We start from the raw sequence: 18,208 nt of genomic DNA on the forward strand, positions 1-18,208 counted from the left end.
AATTGAGTAGTCTGTTACAGCGTAAGATGTGCTTCCCTATTGGTAGTGATACTCTTTCCCGTATATAAAGCCAGCCCTGTCATCAGTCCTCCTACCAATCCACTGCCTGCTACGATGATCATACCTGCCAGTATACCAAACCTATCCAGCAACCGTCCGTCCGATCGCAGATGGAAATAAATACTGGCACTTGTCCATGCAATAAATCCACTTAAAAATCCCACCCAGAAGCAATTTACCGGCCATTTCCGCCACGTTATCACGATGCCGGTTATCAGCACAGGAACTATAAATATCCACCATGGCAACTGATCTGCAAGTCTTGTGAGCAGAAGTATGGCAAGTAATACAATGCCAGTTTTAAGATTGATATATTTTACTTTAGTATCCATTTCCGTGTTGTGTTTTTCCCGGCTTCTGTCGCCGATATGAAGAATTGCAGCGGATAATAGGAGCCTTTATTCCAGTCAGTGACAAAGTTGTCGTAATACCTGCTTCCCGGATTTCCCGATTCTCCTCCCGGGTAAATGCCCCATGCCTGTGGCCGCTCTCCCAGTTGGACAATCATTCTCCATGAAGGCCCCCAGGTAGCAGAAACAGCGTCAATAGCATCCGGAGCACCAGCTGAGGGCTGTTTTCTTACTCCTAACTTTGATATGTTTAACATATGGCCCATCGATACCTGGTTGTAGTTGCCCCATTGCGGGCCTCCTCTTTTAGCAGCAATGCTGTCACGTAGCTCAATGGCATCTTTAAAAGCGGCATACACTACATCTCCTGCGTCCTCATGCACATTACTTAACTGCTGATCGAAATAATCGTTGTCTGGTTCATGCCGGAGCATCGCCAGCAAGATGTGGTCATCCGGTACGCGGGACTGGAAAGAGAAGCTATGGAATTCGTCCCATGTATAATCTTTGATCCTTTTCCACCAGAGATTATACAATAAAGCCATATTATCATTGAGCGTGTACGTCGCCTTCCAGTGCTGCATACTGTCAAGTGCACGCTGGCCCTGTACAGAAAGCTGCCGCCCCTGCATATATTGCAACAAAACAGGGAGTGTCTCCGCCGAAAAATAGCTAACATTGTCCAGCTGCATCTTCATCATACTTTGCACATTCGCACTATCGGTATGTTCCAGCAATTGCCTGATGCGGTTAGCCCTGTTCTCTGCATAATATCCATTGTAGTAATAAGGGTAGTTATTGTCTGTAGGATGCTGATTGGCAGAAAACAAGATACCATCTGCAGGATTATGTTCCTGTGGCAGACTGTCGGAGGGAATATTGGCTGTATACAGATGTTCACGGGTAGTACCATCCAGTACAAATCTACCCTGTCCTGGCCATTTGACGGCGATGGCTCCCTGATGGTTCACCGCAATATTGCCTGCCTTATCAGCATAAGAGAAGTTTAATACCGGGCAACTGTAATTTTTTATTGCGTCCCTGTAATCCTGGTAATTCTGCGCGCGGTTCAGCTTAATATATGTGAGCACTTCATTGGATGGTATATGCAGGCTCCATCTCAAGGCATGGTTCGCCTGTGTTCCATTTGAACCGGTAAATGAGCCGGAATATACTACCGGTCCCTGGATAGTCTGGTATACAGTATCATAAAACGGCGCCCGGTTACGTCTTTTGATTACTTCAATGCGGTAAGGCAGGTTGATCCATTGTCCATCCATTTCATACTTCCGGTAGTCGTTTGTGATCTTCAGCTTGTACCAGTCCTTTACATCATCACAACCATTGGTAATACCCCACGCGATATGCTCATTGAAGCCGATGATCACTGCCGGTGATCCCGGTACACAAACGCCATATACATTCATTCCGGGAGCAGATAGCTGCATTTCCAGCCAGATAGCCGGCATGCTGAAATTCAGATGCGGATCATTGCATAAGATGGGATATCCTGTTTTCGTTTTTTTGCCTGAGAGTACCCAGCTGTTACTACCTAATTGAGGATTCCATGTATTTGCGTTCAATAATGTGCCTGATGATACAAATGCACTATTCAGGTACGTTGGTTTTTTTTCAAAAGCCAGTGCCGGATTAGGACGACCACCCTTTTCTTTCACGATCGGGCTGATATCCGGCACAATACCAGGAAAATATTTATTGAATTGCTGCTCCCCCATCGACAGCATCAGGTTGGTCATATTAAAATCTTCCTCATAACCGGATAACATGTTACCCATGTTTTTCATGACCAGTACTGTTTTCAGTTCTGTCCAGGGTTCGGGAGGGTAATTGAGCACTTTATACTCCAGTGGCCACTGCCTGTAACCAAGTTGACTGATGTAGGCATTTACTCCTTTTGTATAAGCGCGTATTGCATTGATGGTCGTTGTATCCTGCTGCATCAGCGCCAGGGCTGACTTTGCAGACTCCAGCATACCTATACGGCGTTGTGTACGGTCATAGTCCAGCAACCCTTCATTGACTATTTCAGAAAGCCTTCCTGCTGCCGCATAACTGATAAAATCCATCTGCCATAACCGCAGGCTGGCAGTTACATATCCCTGTGCGAAATACAGGTCCTCCGTATTCTCTGCGAATATGTGCGGTACTCCCCTGTTGTCATAAAATACGTTGACAGGCGCAGTAACACTATATTTGCTGATACCCTTTAAGCTGCTATCTGCTGCCTCATTCTGTACGACGCCTATGAATGGATCCAGGAACTTTCCCAATGGCGGCATTCCGAAAAACGACATTGCAAGTGCATAAGTAAGAATGATCAGGGCGATCAAAGGAAATATAGACTCAACATTGAATCTCTTCATGAATGTGGTATTTAAATTGTAAGCTGGGACTTCCCCGCATAGATCCTGATATCCATAAAGCCCCACAGTATGTCGGCCGTGTACGCCGAACAGGGGAGTGAGTCCTGTACCTGCCGCTCTTCAGCCGTCATATCAGCAAGCGCTACTATCGCTTTCCCGTTGTGCTTTTCTTTCAGGAACAAACAGTTGACAAGTGGTGAGTTTTCCCACCAACCTTTTACATCATACCGCTCACTTCCGTACCATCCGGTATAAACAACCAGCAATGGCACATCTGCCCGGTCCATTCCCTGGCTGACATAATTATTGAAAATACTGGATGCACAGTGCATCAATCCCGTACAAGGACCGAACATGATCCGGGTGTGATCTGAGCCGATAAGACAAAGATCCTGGCGCAGACTAAGGCCAGAGGAGAAAATAATGTTGTCCATAGCAGCATCACCCAGCCATTCCCGGTAAAAAACATCCTTACCCGCATTCTTTTCATCAAATATCAGCACCTTTGTATCCTTCAGCTGTAAGGCATGCCTGACGAAACTGAAATACACATCGATGTTAAGCAGTTTACTACGCACAGCTGAAGAATCCAGGATGATAAATAACTGTTCATGTTTTTTCATTCCTTTTGATGCAAGCCAGTTGTTAGCCCATTCTCTTTCTTCCCTGCTGATGTAAAGTTCTCCCAACCTTGGTTCCTGCATGTAGCTAAACAACTCCCTGCTTTCAGGGAAAATGTAGGCACCTGTTTTCTCCTGTTGCAGGATATGCTTTGACATAGAATATATGGGTAACTGAAGGGTGCCATCTGCTATTAACTGTCCGTATTTATTATGCAGAAATTTCAGGAACCTGTCTTCATGATGCGTAATGCAAATGACAGCATCAAATTCCTCAAAGCGGATCTCTTCCCATTGCAGATCCGTTAGTTTGTCGATATATGGATTATTCTTCAATAATCCTTCATAAAATTTCTGATTCTGCTTGTTTGTGAGGTTGAGATGTAAATGATCAGCATGCAAAAATGACCGCAGATATCTGAACTTGTCAGATTTGATACAGGCATCTCCTAATACTGTATTCTTTTCTTCGTAAAGGATAATCACTTTGGGCAAGCTGGTAATATCCGAATCAGCTGTCACCTGCTGTATCTTTATAAAGGTTTCCTGTTCTTTACCTGGCAATTCATTGCTGATAAAACCCAGCAGCATCTCTGCGGTGTAACTGCTACATGGCAGATTATCCACTTCATTTTTTTCCGTTTCGGCCAGTGTAATTAGTTCTGTTCCGTACTCCCGCTGTTTCAACAGGAGGCAGTTTACCAGCGGAGCGTTGCCCCACCAGGATTGTAAACTGTTGGTATTGTCGCCAGATTTGCCGGTATACACCACGATCCGGGGTGGTTGCATACCTGGGTCTGCATGCATATAATGATTAAAAATACCAGATGCACAGTGCATTAGTCCCGTACAGGGTCCTACCACCAGATTTGTATAGCTGGACCCTATTAAACAAAGATCTTCACGGAGACTTTGCCCTTCGGAAAAGATCATGCGGCTCATCGCAGTGTCACCCAACCACCCTTTATAGAGGTTCCGTTTACCTTGTTTACGCTCATCAAATACCAGCACCTTTGCATCTTTCCTGGCCAGCAATCCTTTCAACATATCAAAATACACCTGGAAATTTAACAGTTTACTTCGCACAGGCGATGCATCCACAACTATATATAGTTCTTCATTTTTCTGCAATCCTTTTGACTCCAGCCAATGATCTGCCCATTCCTGTTCCTCCTTTGAAATATACAACTCGGCCGGTAACGGGTTTTTGAAGTATTGCCTGAGCTCACTCAGTACCGGAAATGCAGCCTGACGGGGTATATCAGCATTCAGCAGGAAAGCTGACATTGAATAAACCGGTATATGACGACCGCCTGCCGAAACCAGTTGCCCATATTGCTGTTCAAGAAATTGCTGTAGCTTACCTTCTTCACTGGCCACACAAATGATCATGTCGTAAGCCTGAAAATTGATATTGAGCCAGTCATCTGCTGAGACACGTTCGACATAGGGGTTATTCTTCAATAATGCTTCAAAGTACCTGCGATGCTTCATCGTGCAGAAATTCACTGCCAGGGATGCCTGGTTGAAATATGTTTTTATATAACGCAGCTTATCGAGTACGATGCAACTTTCTCCCAGTAACTGTAATTCTTCATCATAAAGCAACAGTATATTTTTTATATCGTTGATATCTGTCTTTACAGGCAGATCTAGTTTTTCCTGTATGTAATCAATTAATATTGGTGCGGTGTATGCGCTACTAGCCAGGGTATCATTCAATTCCCGTTCCTGTGGCGTAAGGTCACTCAATTGCAGCAATGTCTTTCTACCATGTTGTTCTTTTAACATCAGACAATTGATCAGTGGGCACTTCCCCCACCAGAAATCCGCATTCCTGTTTTCAGCAGTATACTGACCTGTGTAAGTGATCAATACCGGTACATCCGTCATACCGGTATTCACATAATGGTTAAAAATACCAGAGGCACAATGTAATAAGCCCGTACAGGGGCCGAATACCATTTTGGTATAGGAGCTGCCTATCAGGCATAAATGATGACGAAGGCCATCATCTTTTGAAAAGATCACCCTGCACATCGCTTCATCTCCTAACCACTCGCGATATAGCTGTTCCTTACCCAGGTTCTTTTCGTCAAATGCCAGCAGGCGGGATCCTGGCCGCTGCAACAGGTATTTCAGCACATCAAAATAGACAAATATGTTGATTAGCTTCTCCCTCGTAGAGGAGGCATCGATGACGATATAGAGTTCTTCCCCTTCCCGGAATCCCTTATCACGCAACCAGCTATCTGCCATGGCCCGTTCTGCATCCGTAATGTACAATTCACCCGGCTGGTCCATATCAATACCTGCTAAAAGCTGATCGCTACCCGGGAAGATATAGCGGGACCTGTCTTCCCTTTTCAGCAGCAGGTCTGAAATAGAATACACTTTCCATTGGATCGATGTCTCATATTTTGTATGCAGGAACTCCAGGAACCGGGGTTCATCATACATGATACAGAAAATGGTATCAAATGCATAAAAGTCAATTTCTTCCCAAGCGAGTGTAGTTACGCTATCAATATGAGGATTATTGTGTAGCAATGCCTGGTGAAATATGCTGTTCTTTTTTGCTGTGAAGTTAATATTGACAGACGCACCATCCAGAATAGTTTTAAAGTACCGGAATTTATCAAACCGGGTGCAGCAGTCCCCCATAAAAAGCAATTCCTCTTCATATAACACGAGTACTTTTTCAGGTTTTATTTCATTATTGAAAGTCCGCCCTGAAATAATCTGCAAGGTATGCTGGGTGTTTTTCATAAGGATATTAATTTAAAAATGCTGAAGCCGCGCAATTTTCTTATGACAATAATTAATGATGCCAGCTAATCTTTCAGCATGTTCGTGGATAAAAAAATGCCCGCCTGCCAGGACTTCACTCTGGAACCAGGATTTTGTATAATGGCCCCAGTTTGCAATCTGTTCTACTTTCTCTTCTTCCGTACCCATGATGGCATAAATGGGTGCACTCACGATATAGCGTTCATCTAAACCATGTTCTTCCGCTACCTGGAAATCTGCTCTTAAGATAGGTTCGAAGTACTCGAAATATTCTTCATTTTCGAGGATATCCGGTGGTACACCACCAAGTAGTTCCAGCTCCTTCAGGAAGTTTGCACGATCCATCAGATACCTCTTCTTCTTTTCACTACCGGCATGTGGGCCGATATTGCCACTTACAATGAGGCTGGCGGGTTTACAACCCTTATGCTCCAGCATATGCCCTACTTTCAGTGCCAGGTAGGCGCCCATACTATGGCCATAAATCATGAATGCCGGGCTGTTGAGCTGCTGCAATACCTGGTTGTATATATCATTTGCGGCATCATCAAATTCGATAAGCAGCGATTCAGATAACCGTTTCCCCCTGCCAGGCAGTTCTAATGCTACTATTTCAAAGTTTTTCAACAGCGGTTTTAAAAAATCAAAGGAATAACAATTTCCTCCGGCGAAATGGAGCAGGAACAATTGAGTTTTTTTCATAAACATTAATTTGCTAACATACTTTTCTCATCATGCTGTTCGGCACGGCGGTAGGCTTCAAGGTCTATCTGTGTCAGTTTACCATCATGCATGCTGTAAAGTTTGTGGGCTAATGGGTAATACTTGTCATCATGCGTAATAGCAATAATAGTAAATCCTTCCTGATTCAGCAGTGGTAAAATGACTGTATAGAATTTCTTTCTGAAATAAGGATCCTGATCAGCTGCCCACTCATCCAGGATCAGCAATGGCTTCCTTTCAAGCAGTGCAACAATCAGTGCCAGCCGTTTTCTTTGTCCTGTAGACAGGTCAACTGTGGAAAAACTATTGCCCTCCAGTTTTACCTTTCCTTCCAGCTCAAAGAGGTGGAGATAATTATCCCATTTTTCCCGGTCTGGCGATTCAATAGTGAGGATTTCATTAAACAGATAAAAGTTACTAAAAATAACGGCAAACAATCGTTTATATTCCTCGTAATTAGTTTCATCTATCAACGTATCATTGAAGGCAATAGTTCCATTGTCGGGCATATACAGACTGAGCAGGGCGTAGATGAAGGTGGTCTTACCACTACCATTACTGCCATAAATGAAAATCGTCTCCCCCTTTCTGGCCTCAAAGGTTACAGGTCCTACATGAAAACCTGATGATACCGTATTATATCCAAAAGTGAGTTTACTGACGGTCAGCTTTTCAAAAGGTTCATTAAAACGATGGGTGTATTGCAACGAATCGCGTGTACCTACTTCTTCCAGTTCTGCCCGGAGGCCCAACAGCTGTTCTGCTGCCACTCTTGCCCTTGCAAGTACCGGCAGCTGCACCATGATGGCTTCAATGGAACCCTGCAGATAAAGCAGTGTGAATATAAAACTGACTACTTCAGCCGGTTTGATTTTCAGCAACACACTGAATACAAGCAATACCGCAGTTACCAGCAGGTAGAAGAGCACCTGTCCTATCATCTGGTTATTGATGAAGCCTGCAGATGCCCAGACGCTGTGCTTGTAAGATTCATTGGCATTGGTGCATATCTTTTCCTCGTAGATATAATTCCCTTTAGCCGGCTCTATGTAAATTTCTTTGAAGCCGTTCAGGATACTATTGAAGTTTGCCTGAAATTCATTTTCCAGCCGGCGTGAGCGCTGCAGGTTGGCAATATTTCTCCGCGATGAAATATAATACACCGTTACACCAATCATAGCCACAACCGCTGTAATAGCAAAGAGCACAATGGAAATGGTAGCCAGGTAAACAAAGCAAGACAAAGCGACAATGATGGAAATACAAAAGTCAATAGCATTTAAGGAGGCATTTGTCAATGCCCCCACATCATTCATAATAGCTGTTTGTATGCGGGGTATCCTTCCTACCACCTGCCAGTAGTGTGCCCTTAATACCAGGGACAATATCTGCTTTCGCAGGGTCCAGGTGATGCGCAGGGACAGACTCATACTCGTCAGTGCCAACGCCCTCCTGGACCAGACATATACCAGGATAACAGCCATGAATATGATCACGTATTCTATTTTGATAACAGCGAAGTTATCAGCGATCATAATGCCTATTATCCTGGTTACGCTATTAATAAAAGTGAACCCGCATAACCCTGTCACGACGCCTAACAGCATATACTTCAGGACGCCTTTCCTGCCTGTTACCGGCAATATCAATTTCAGTAATTGCTTCACATTTATTTTGTTAGTTTTTTAAATCAGGCTTACTGGTTACTATCTGCCAATGCCGCTTCCTTCGCCTCACTGCGCTCTTCGAAGTTATACAGGATCTCCTTTTCACCATACAGGCGCTCTGCGATAATGCCACGTTTATGACACTCTTCTACCAGTAAGTTGGATTGTATAATTGGATTGGATTCTTCTGTATATCTCACTGTGCTGATAAATTCCAGCCATGGTTCCTGACCCATTGCATATACATACGCTTCTTTCGGATTGAATACATTGATCAGGTGCATACCCTTTTCAAAGTTAGATCCTGACAGTCTTCTTGACTGATCCTTATCCCTTGCCAGGTCTTCCGTCAACAATGGTCCATATAACCATGTCAGTGGTGCACCATCACATTCCATTCCCAGGAAGATGACATCCACATCCCCGATCACACGGTGTACGTGCTCATACAGTTTACCTTCCACGATTCTGGAATCAGCTGCAAACAAGAAGGTAAAGTCACCTACAGACACATGGAAACAGGTTTTGGTTTGAATGTTCAGGTCACTGTGTTCCCCTGTGAAAGGAATACCTTTAATCACGCAGTTTTCAAAACTGATCTCTTCCATTTCATCTATTTCCTTTACATTCTTAAACCCGGCATGGTTAAATACCATTCTGAGGTTTGGATCCTGCAGGGCACCAGTGGTTGTTCTTGGCACAATGATGTTTTTCACTTTATGTCTTAATGGAAGCAAGGTCTCAAACAAAATATGATCCTGGTGATTGTGTGTGATCAGCACATAGTCAATCTCGTCCGGCAGATCTATATCAGAGAAGTGGTTTACGCTGGACTGGTAACCATAATAACTGATCAGCGGATCTACCAGAATACTGATATCCCTTGTTTCCACCAGGATACATGCATGACCAAAATAACGCATTCTTGCATTGGGTCCGTTATATTTCTTGTAAGTGGGTTGTGACTCCTGTGTAAAGAAAGTATCAAAGAGGGCTCTATCTTCTTCTTTTACGCCCAGCAATGCAGCGATATCGTCAATTGAGCCACCTTCGCGCTTCATTCTGCTCAACGCATCAATACCAGGATGATCAAATGGTACATCCAGGTGGAGTACATTTGGTTCATCAAGACGGGCAGTACTCAGACAGAATGGACGTTCGTCGTTATCTGTGATCCATAATGCGATACTCTGAGAATTTTTGTTATAAAACTCACTGTTGTACAGCAGAGATTCAAAAAACCTGAAAGAAGGGTTATTATTCAGGTCATAGATCAGTTCCACATAGCCCTTAAGAATATCAGGCACTTTCTCATAAAGGGTTTCGAGGGCGTAGCCCTTTGCATGCTTTTTCAGCATTTCATCCAGTTCCTTAATGGCTTCTGCGAATTGAATCAGGTTAGCCTGTTTCTCTGTTGTAGCCACCTTTAGCTTCTTGATGTCTTCTACACGTGGGCGTTTATAATCCATGAACGGGCCACCCAGCATTTTAGGATTCTGCACTGCAGCTGCGTGGATCTGTGGCGACTGAATGTAGGAATTCATGATCTTCAGATGTCTGCCAACTACATTCATAGCGGCTGTAGCGGGTGAAACGAGATGTGACCAGGCATACCATCTGTCAAACAAAGGTTCAATTACTAAGTTTGGTTTAGTGTACCAAATAGTGCTTTTCATGACTGCTAATGTTTAGTTTTAAAAAAAATATGTAAATGCTACAACTTGTCTAATTCCTCCAGCTGCTCCAGGTTAAGTCCCTTATAGGTGAAGTCAACTGGTGTAAAATGTACTTTGTCTTCTGTGCTGAGTTTTTTAATCAGTCCTTCCAGCTGCATGCGGAATAACTCCAGCAGGCGATCAATTGTACTGCGCTCATACTGTTCAGCACTGTATTCAATGGAAATCCTTAGCTGCCCCTCAGCCACCATACAATTGACATTAAGAAGGATATCTCTGACACGATCATCTGGAACTTCCCTACCCTTGTAATCACCTGAGAACTCAAACAACGGTATGTCATTTCCGGCACTTACACCGGAGCCGAAGTCTCCCAGATAATTAAAGGAAATTTCGGGCGAAATAGTATAATCCTTTCCGGTGATATACCTCAGTATTCCGTATCCTATTCCTTTATTGGGTATACGGTGGAGATATTCCTTTACTTCCAGCAGTTGACGGAGGTTATTCTCTCCATCTTTTATAGTCAGTACAACCGGATAGTGTGTAGTAAACCAGCCAATGGTTCTGCTGATATCAATATTCTCTGCAATAGCTTCCCTACCGTGACCTTCCAGCCGGATCACCACGCTGTCCATATTAAATTGCCTGTAGAAAGCCAGACTCAACGCTGCCAACAGAATATCATTGATATCCGTTTTATAGGCTTTATAACATTGGGTCAGCAATAGATTCGTCTGTTCTTTACCGAGCAATACAGAGCTTACCGCACTATCCTTCTTTGTATAACTACCTGCAGGATGATCTGGCTGGAGATGTACCAATGGTGCACTGTCTACAGCAGACCAATAGGATGCTTCTTCCCTGAGCTTATCACTCCATGCATATGCCGTCTGTTTATCCATCCAGTATTTGAAGGAATGGGTTTTTGCCGGCATTGATAACGGCTGCCCGGTACTGTATTGCTGATAAAGGGCTGACAGGTCTTCAAAAATGATGCGCCAGGATACGCCGTCAATAATGAGATGGTGTGCGACCATCAGCAGGCGGTCACCGTCTGTTCCATGGAACAGGGCCACTTTAAACAATGGACCGGCAGACAGATTGAAGGAAGTATGAATCCGGTCATAATGTGCTGCATATGCTGCAGGATCGGTTTCGTTCACAACTTCCAAAGAAAATCCTGCTCCTTCATCTTTACATTCCTGTGTCCATCCTCCTGCAATTTCTGTAAAGACCATGCGTAGCGCATCATGGTGCTGCAGGATCTTTTCAAAAATAGCGGCAATAGCTTTTTCATCCAGTGGTTGCCGACTATACAGCAGGACTGCCTGGTTGAAGTGCTGTTTCTGCCCATTGTCCTGTTCCAGGAAGTATCGCTGAATGGGACTTAACTGCACCTGGCCGGTCACCACGTCCTGTGATATTTCATTTGTATCTGCTGTTACAAAAACAGCCAATTCTTCCAGCACAGGGTTTAAAAGAATATCCTGGATTGCCAGTGTGAAGCCTAACCTCTTCAGTCGTGATATGATCTGGATGGATTTAATAGAATCCCCACCCAGGACAAAGAAATTATCTGTAACCCCTACCGGGCTTTTCTTTAATACGTCTTCAAAAACAGTGACCAGTGCTTTTTCCTTTTCACTCCGTGGTGCCATATAACATTGTACGTCATTCTTTCTGGCGCCAACAGGATCAGGCAGGGCTGCTTTATCTATTTTACCATTTGCTGTCAGAGGTATCTGTGGTACCTGGATAAATGAAGCAGGGATCATGTAGGAAGGCAGTAAATTACTCAGGTACGACAATAGTTTATCTGTGGCAAGGGCGTCATGGGCGGTCAGGTATGCCAGCAATACTCCTTCTCTTGCTATGACGACTGCATTTGTCACACCTTGAAAAGCTAATAACGCATTTTCTATTTCTCCCGGCTCAATGCGATAACCACGGATCTTTAGCTGCACATCTTTCCTGCCCATGAACTCAACGGTACCATCTGGCAGCCATCTACCCAGATCACCAGTCCTGTATATGCGCTCTCCTTTTTTGAAAGCAGCTTCCGTAAATTTCTCCTTTGTCAGTTCCGGTTGGTTCAGGTAAGAAATGGCCAGCCCTTCTCCTGCAATACAGATTTCTCCTACTACGCCGGTAGGACAAAGCTGTCCGTACTTGTCCACGATATAAATCCTGGTATTACCAAATGGCGAACCGAGTGATATTTTGCTGGCAAAATCCTTTAATGAAATGTGATTGATCAGTTTACCTACAGTCGTTTCTGTGGGCCCGTAGTGGTTGTAAACCTGGCATGCCGCGCCTTTTTCCACCAGCAATGCTATAACATCCTTAGTGAGTTGCTCGCCACCAAATATCAGCGTGGTGGACGGTATAAAGGGCTTTTCTCCATCCTGCAATGCCTTCCAGTGAGAAGGAACAATCTTGATACAATCCAGTTGGACAGCGGCCAGTTTTTCAGGATCCATCACGCTGGCTGCCGGGAATATATGGAGGCAGGCACCCAGCATGAGTGAACTGTATATCACCGTATGACCCAGATCGGCAGCTGGTGTGGACATCAGTCCGAATGTGCGGCAATCCTGTATATTGGTCCTTGCTTTGAGACCGTATACATAATCTACCAGGGAGCGATGGCTGATCATTACACCTTTGGGTTGCCCTGTGGAGCCGGATGTATAGATCACATAAGCCGGATCAGCCGGAGCCGGCCCTGCACCTACGCTGATGGTTTCTTCATTGCTGATTTGTATATCGATAGCATAGACATTTCCATCATAATAGTCAATATCGAAAAAGTGATGAGACTCTGTCAACAGTACTTTTACCTCACTGTCTTTCAGCAGGAATGCTTTACGGCCTTTGGGAAAATCGGGCTCTATAGGCACGTAAGCTGCTCCCGCCTTCATAGCGCCAAGTATGCCCACAATCATCCTATCTGAGCGGTCTATTAACAGACCTACCCTGTCACCAGCTGTAATGCCATAATTGCTTTGCAGGTAAGCAGCTATTTCATCGGATTGCCTATCCAGCTCCGCATAGCTCAATGCTTTTGACTCAAACACCAGTGCCGGCGCATCCGGTTTGCTGGCAGCCTGTTCCCGGAATAGGTCAACAATTGTTTTGTCCTGCGGAAATGCTATTGCCGATGTATTGAAGTCATTAAGCAGCTGTTGCTCTTCCTGACCGGTCAACACGGGCAATTGGTAAATAGGGTCGGAAGTATCATTGGCGATAGCTGCTGCCAGCACTTCAAAATTGTCCAGCATGCGTAATGCTGTATGCTCTTTATATATCGTGTTGTTATATATAATACTCAGGTGCAGATCACCGGTAGCTGATTCTGTAAAGAAGAATGTCAGATCAAATTTACTTGGGATATAGCTGTTACCATCATACGTATTTACCTGCAGGCCGTTCATACCTTCAGATACAGCCGGGCCACTATCCCTATGGCGTTGCAACACCACCATTACTTCAAATAGTGGATGACGGCTCATATCCCTTTGCAGATTCAGTTGCTCTATGATCTCATCAAATGGATAGTCCTGGTGTTCATATGCGCCAATAGTGACCTGTTTTACTTTTTCCAGCAGGGATTGATAGCTATCCTGTCCGCTGAACTGGACGCGGAGTGCCAGGGTATTGACATAAAACCCGATCTGATTTTCAAGATCAGCATGCTGTCTGCTGTTAACTGAACTACCGACAATAATATCTTCCTGTCCGGTAAACCTATACAGCAAAACATTCACTACTGCAACCAATCCCATATATAAGGTAACATCCTGTTGTTTTAATACTTCCTGGATCTGCTGACTTAATTCAGGTGACAACCATTTTTTGGCAATACCACCGGTATATGCCTTTATAGCTGGTCTTGGGTAATCGCCTGGCAATGCAAGGATGGGCAATTCACCCTCAAAGCAAAGTTTCCAGTAGTTCCTTTTCACATTTGAGAATGCTTCTTTAAGCTGCACCTGTTGCCATTCCGCATAATCTTTATATTGAATTCTCAAAGGCGGCAATGGATCTGTCACTCCTTGTAAGTGGGCATTATATAAAGCCAGCAATTCCTGTATCATGATGCCAGATGACCCGTCATCACTGATGATATGGTGTAATGCATATGCAAATACCCAATTGTCATCTGACAGATGGAAAAGGGAGGCACGCAACAGCGGTCCTGTACTGAGGTCAAAAGGAGTCGTAAAGATCTCCTGCACGCCGGCTTTCATTTGCTGCTCCTGGTCCTGCTCATTTCTAAGATCCGTATACCCTACCTGGAAGGCCAACTCTTCCGGTGTTAATATAAACTGTCTTGGTTTATCAGATTGATCTTCCCTGAAAATGGTACGCAGGATTTCATGCCGTTGCAACAACCCGCAAAACGCCGCAGCAAATGCATTCCTGTCAAGCACACCTTTAAATGCATACGCCCCAGGAATGTTGTAGGCAGTGTTACTGTCCCTGAAACGGCTGAGGATCCACAGCCTGCGTTGAGAAGAAGAGAGTTCATAGCTTTCAGCCTTCTGAGCTACCGGTATCTCTGCAAACCTCAATTTCCCGGACTCATCTATTAATTTAGCCTGCTCTTCCAGAATAGTGGTATTGAATAAAACACGTAGTTCAATTTTTACTTCAAATTCCTTATAGATCAGAGAGGCGAGACGCGTTGCTTTCAAGCTGTGTCCTCCCAGGTTGAAAAAATTATCTTTTATACTGATCTGGTCTGGTCTCAATGAAAGTACTTCGCTCCATATTTTCTGCAGCACTTCTTCCGTCCTGGTGGCAGGTACAACATATTGTGTAACTGCATTCAGATCCTGCCGTAAAGGATCAGGCAGGGCTTTCCAATCGATCTTGCCATGTACGGTTAAAGGTATCTTATCGAGGATGACGTAATGAGAGGGCACCATATAAAAAGGCAATATTCCCTCAATGTGACTACGGATAGCCTGTACCCCCTGTGATTCACTCCCGGTCATATAAGCCACCAGCTCCCTGTTACCATCAGCGGCAACGATAGTCGTTACGGCTGCAGCAGTGATACCTGTAAAGGAGCATATTGAGGCTTCCACTTCTCCCGGCTCAATCCTGAACCCACGGACTTTCACCTGTTCATCCCTCCTGCCTTGATATGCGATTCTGCCATCAGGCAACACCCGTCCAATATCGCCTGTTTTATACAGGCGTTCTCCGGCATGGAAAGGATCTGCAATAAATTTTTCTGCAGTCAGTTCCGGCAGGTGAAGATATCCAACACTCACACCAACCCCACCTATACAGATCTCTCCCGATACGCCAATGCCACAAAGGGAAAGGTTCGTATCGAGTATATATATACCTGTTCCATTGATAGGTTTCCCAATAGTAACAGGCTGGTGCTGTTCCAGCAATTCCACCATACAACCAACAGTTGCTTCCGTAGGGCCATATTCGTTATAAATCTTAATGGCGGGGTTGATATTCTTCAATATTTCCACATGCCTGAGCAATACCTCTTCACCACCTACAATAGCACAGGCTATATCGGATGTCTGAATATGCAGGCCCTGCAGGAAATTAATGTGGGATGGTGTCAGTTTTATACTGTCAATTCCGCTACTGTTACTGAAAGCATGTGTAAGAATGTCTGCCAGCCCGGCTTCCTGTGGATAAATATATAGTGATGTGCCGCGCACAAGTGGGCAAAATATACTGGTGACCGTAAGGTCAAAGGATAATGAGGTAAACAACCCGAAGTTACCCTGTTGAGCTGTATCAAAGTAATGACCAGCTGCCCACTGGATATAATTGGCGAGGTTACCATGTGTAATGGTACATCCCTTTGGTTTACCTGTTGAGCCGGAGGTAAAGATCACATATGCATAATCTGTTGCAGCTGGTTCATCGGCAGGCTGTGATGGTATTGCCGGAAGCGTATCCAGCTGTACATCCATCGCAAAGATCTGGCCTTCAAAATAAGACAACTCAAATGCATAGGCTGTTTGCGTAAGCAGCACTTTCATGCCTGTCTCACTGATAATCTGCTCCTGCCGGAGGGCGGGGTATGCTGTATCAACGGGTACATATGCAGCTCCAGCTTTCAATATGCCCAGCATGGCTACGATCATATGTGGGGACCTGTCAAGTAAAATACCTACAAGGTCATTTTTCCTCACCTCACATACGTCTGCCAGGTAGCCGGCAAGTGCTGTAGACTGGCTATCCAGTTCCTGATAGGTCAGCTTGTTTTCGCCATAAATCAGCGCTATATTTTCCGGTGAAGTGGCTACCCGCTCATTGAAAAGTGATAACACCGATCTATAGGCAGGGCTTTCGGGACCACCGGTTAATAAAAAGTCTTTTTCTGTAGCAGGTATATATTCCAGCTGGCTGACCGGTAAGTGCGGATTTTCCACGATCGCCTGCAGCAGGCGATTAAAATGCCCGGACAGTGTTTCGATCGTTTCACGATGATAAAGGTCTGTGTTATATTCAATGCTCAGTTTCAGCTCATCATTGTATGCCATGAAACCAAACGTGAGATCAAATTTGCTGACGGTATGTTCACCAGGTTCATACAGGGTTACATGCAGACCATCTGGCTGGGTGGATCCTTTGGCCAATGAATGATCATGGAAATCAACCAATACATCAAACAATGCGGTCCTGCTCATATCTCTTTTCAATGGCAGGGCATCGATCAGTTCATCAAATGGGAATATCTGATGCGAATAGGCCTCTAAGGTCGTATTTCTGACGATCTGCAATAATGATTTGAAGTCATCGTCTCCACTGAAACGGTTTCTCAGAGCGAGTGTATTTATGTAGCAACCTATCTGACCTTCCAGTTCCGCATGGGATCTTCCGGCAACCGGCATACCAACAATAATATCATGCTGATTTGTATAGCGGTATAGCAAAGTATTGAGTGCTGCCAGCAATCCCATGAACAAGGTGCCCCCCTGCTCCTGTGCCAGCTGTTTTATTCCATCTGCCAGGGTCTTGTCAATATTCCCGGTCAGCGATGCTCCCCGGTTGCTTCTTACAGATGGACGTTCCTTATCAGCCGGCAGGTCCAACACAGGCAGTTCTCCTTCAAACTGTTGTAACCAATAATCCTTGTGCTGCAGGATATTATTATTGTTCAATTGCTCACTGTACCATGTGGCATAGTCTTTATATTGTATAGCCAAAGGTGGTAAAGGGGATGCTGTTCCGTTTACATGCGCATTGTACAGCATCAGCAACTCCTTTATCAGAATACTCATTGACCAGTTATCACTAATAATGTGATGTAACGAATAGGCAAAAATATATTTCTGCTCACTGACCTGATACAACGCGGCTCTGATCAGTGGTCCCCTCACCAGGTCAAACGGTGCATTCAGAAATTGTATGATTAAATGTTCTGTTTCCTTCTCATTTAAATCTTTTTCACGCAGGTCATTATATTCCAGTTTGGCAATATGGTTGTCCGTTACATCATACACATACTGCATTACTTTCTTTTCCTCATTCTCTTTAAATACTGTACGCAGTATTTCGTGACGTACTATCAAAGAACGGAAAGCCAGCGTCAATGCTTCCGCATTCAGATCCCCCTCAAATAAATAGGCGCCGGGTGTATTGTATTCAATACTTTCAGGATTCATCTGGTATAATATCCAGAGACGGCGTTGGGAAGAAGATAATGGGTAGTATGTCTGCTGAGGTACAGGTTTGATAGTTACCGGAGATCCATTTGAGAGGTTTTTTCTGAGATAGCTAACCAGCTTTTGCTTATTTGAGCGGATGGCAGCAATTAATTCCTCTCCTATTTCACCTGATGACGCGTCTACCAGGAGGTCATCATTTTTTAATATCAGACGAATATTTGCTTCTCTTAAGGTTTTGATGATGTCATTAACCTCTTTCATGTAATACTTATTAACAATT

At 44.4% G+C, this 18,208-nt stretch carries 7 protein-coding genes; all 7 read right to left on the minus strand.

Features of this window, described 5'->3' with window-relative positions; translation table 11 throughout:
• Positions 1 to 14 precede the first annotated feature (14 nt).
• From SIO70_RS28570 to SIO70_RS28600, 7 genes are read right to left on the minus strand one after another with little or no spacing between them, the layout of a single operon-like run.
• Positions 15 to 392, minus strand: a complete 378-nt coding sequence (locus SIO70_RS28570; RefSeq protein WP_320576638.1) for a hypothetical protein — start codon at positions 390 to 392, stop codon at positions 15 to 17.
• Positions 377 to 2,794 (minus strand): penicillin acylase family protein, encoded by a 2,418-nt coding sequence (locus tag SIO70_RS28575; protein WP_320576640.1) that lies wholly within the window; start codon positions 2,792 to 2,794, stop codon positions 377 to 379. Before SIO70_RS28575 ends, SIO70_RS28570 begins: the two co-directional genes overlap by 16 nt.
• 11 nt (positions 2,795 to 2,805) lie before the next feature.
• Positions 2,806 to 6,183, minus strand: a complete 3,378-nt coding sequence (locus SIO70_RS28580) for a hypothetical protein (protein ID WP_320576642.1) — start codon at positions 6,181 to 6,183, stop codon at positions 2,806 to 2,808.
• 12 nt (positions 6,184 to 6,195) lie between these two features.
• Positions 6,196 to 6,906, minus strand: a complete 711-nt coding sequence (locus SIO70_RS28585) for a thioesterase II family protein (RefSeq protein WP_320576644.1) — start codon at positions 6,904 to 6,906, stop codon at positions 6,196 to 6,198.
• Positions 6,907 to 6,911: 5 nt separating this feature from the next.
• The gene (locus tag SIO70_RS28590) at positions 6,912 to 8,594 is read right to left on the minus strand and encodes a cyclic peptide export ABC transporter (RefSeq protein WP_320576646.1); all 1,683 of its coding nucleotides are present in this window, start codon (positions 8,592 to 8,594) and stop codon (positions 6,912 to 6,914) included.
• Positions 8,595 to 8,623: 29 nt separating this feature from the next.
• Entirely contained in the window at positions 8,624 to 10,270 is a 1,647-nt protein-coding gene (locus SIO70_RS28595; RefSeq protein WP_320576649.1) for an MBL fold metallo-hydrolase, read from the minus strand.
• 38 nt (positions 10,271 to 10,308) lie between these two features.
• The gene (locus tag SIO70_RS28600) at positions 10,309 to 18,189 is read right to left on the minus strand and encodes a non-ribosomal peptide synthetase (protein ID WP_320576650.1); all 7,881 of its coding nucleotides are present in this window, start codon (positions 18,187 to 18,189) and stop codon (positions 10,309 to 10,311) included.
• Positions 18,190 to 18,208 lie beyond the last annotated feature (19 nt).

Source organism: Chitinophaga sancti (assembly GCF_034087045.1).
Lineage (GTDB): Bacteria > Bacteroidota > Bacteroidia > Chitinophagales > Chitinophagaceae > Chitinophaga > Chitinophaga sancti_B.

Coding starts and splice junctions, on each gene's coding strand:
- SIO70_RS28585 (WP_320576644.1), bottom strand. CDS start 6,906: ATGAAAAAAACTCAATTGTTCCTGCTCCATTTCGCCGGAGGAAATTGT.
- SIO70_RS28570 (WP_320576638.1), bottom strand. CDS start 392: ATGGATACTAAAGTAAAATATATCAATCTTAAAACTGGCATTGTATTA.
- SIO70_RS28600 (WP_320576650.1), bottom strand. CDS start 18,189: ATGAAAGAGGTTAATGACATCATCAAAACCTTAAGAGAAGCAAATATT.
- SIO70_RS28580 (WP_320576642.1), bottom strand. CDS start 6,183: ATGAAAAACACCCAGCATACCTTGCAGATTATTTCAGGGCGGACTTTC.
- SIO70_RS28575 (WP_320576640.1), bottom strand. CDS start 2,794: ATGAAGAGATTCAATGTTGAGTCTATATTTCCTTTGATCGCCCTGATC.
- SIO70_RS28595 (WP_320576649.1), bottom strand. CDS start 10,270: ATGAAAAGCACTATTTGGTACACTAAACCAAACTTAGTAATTGAACCT.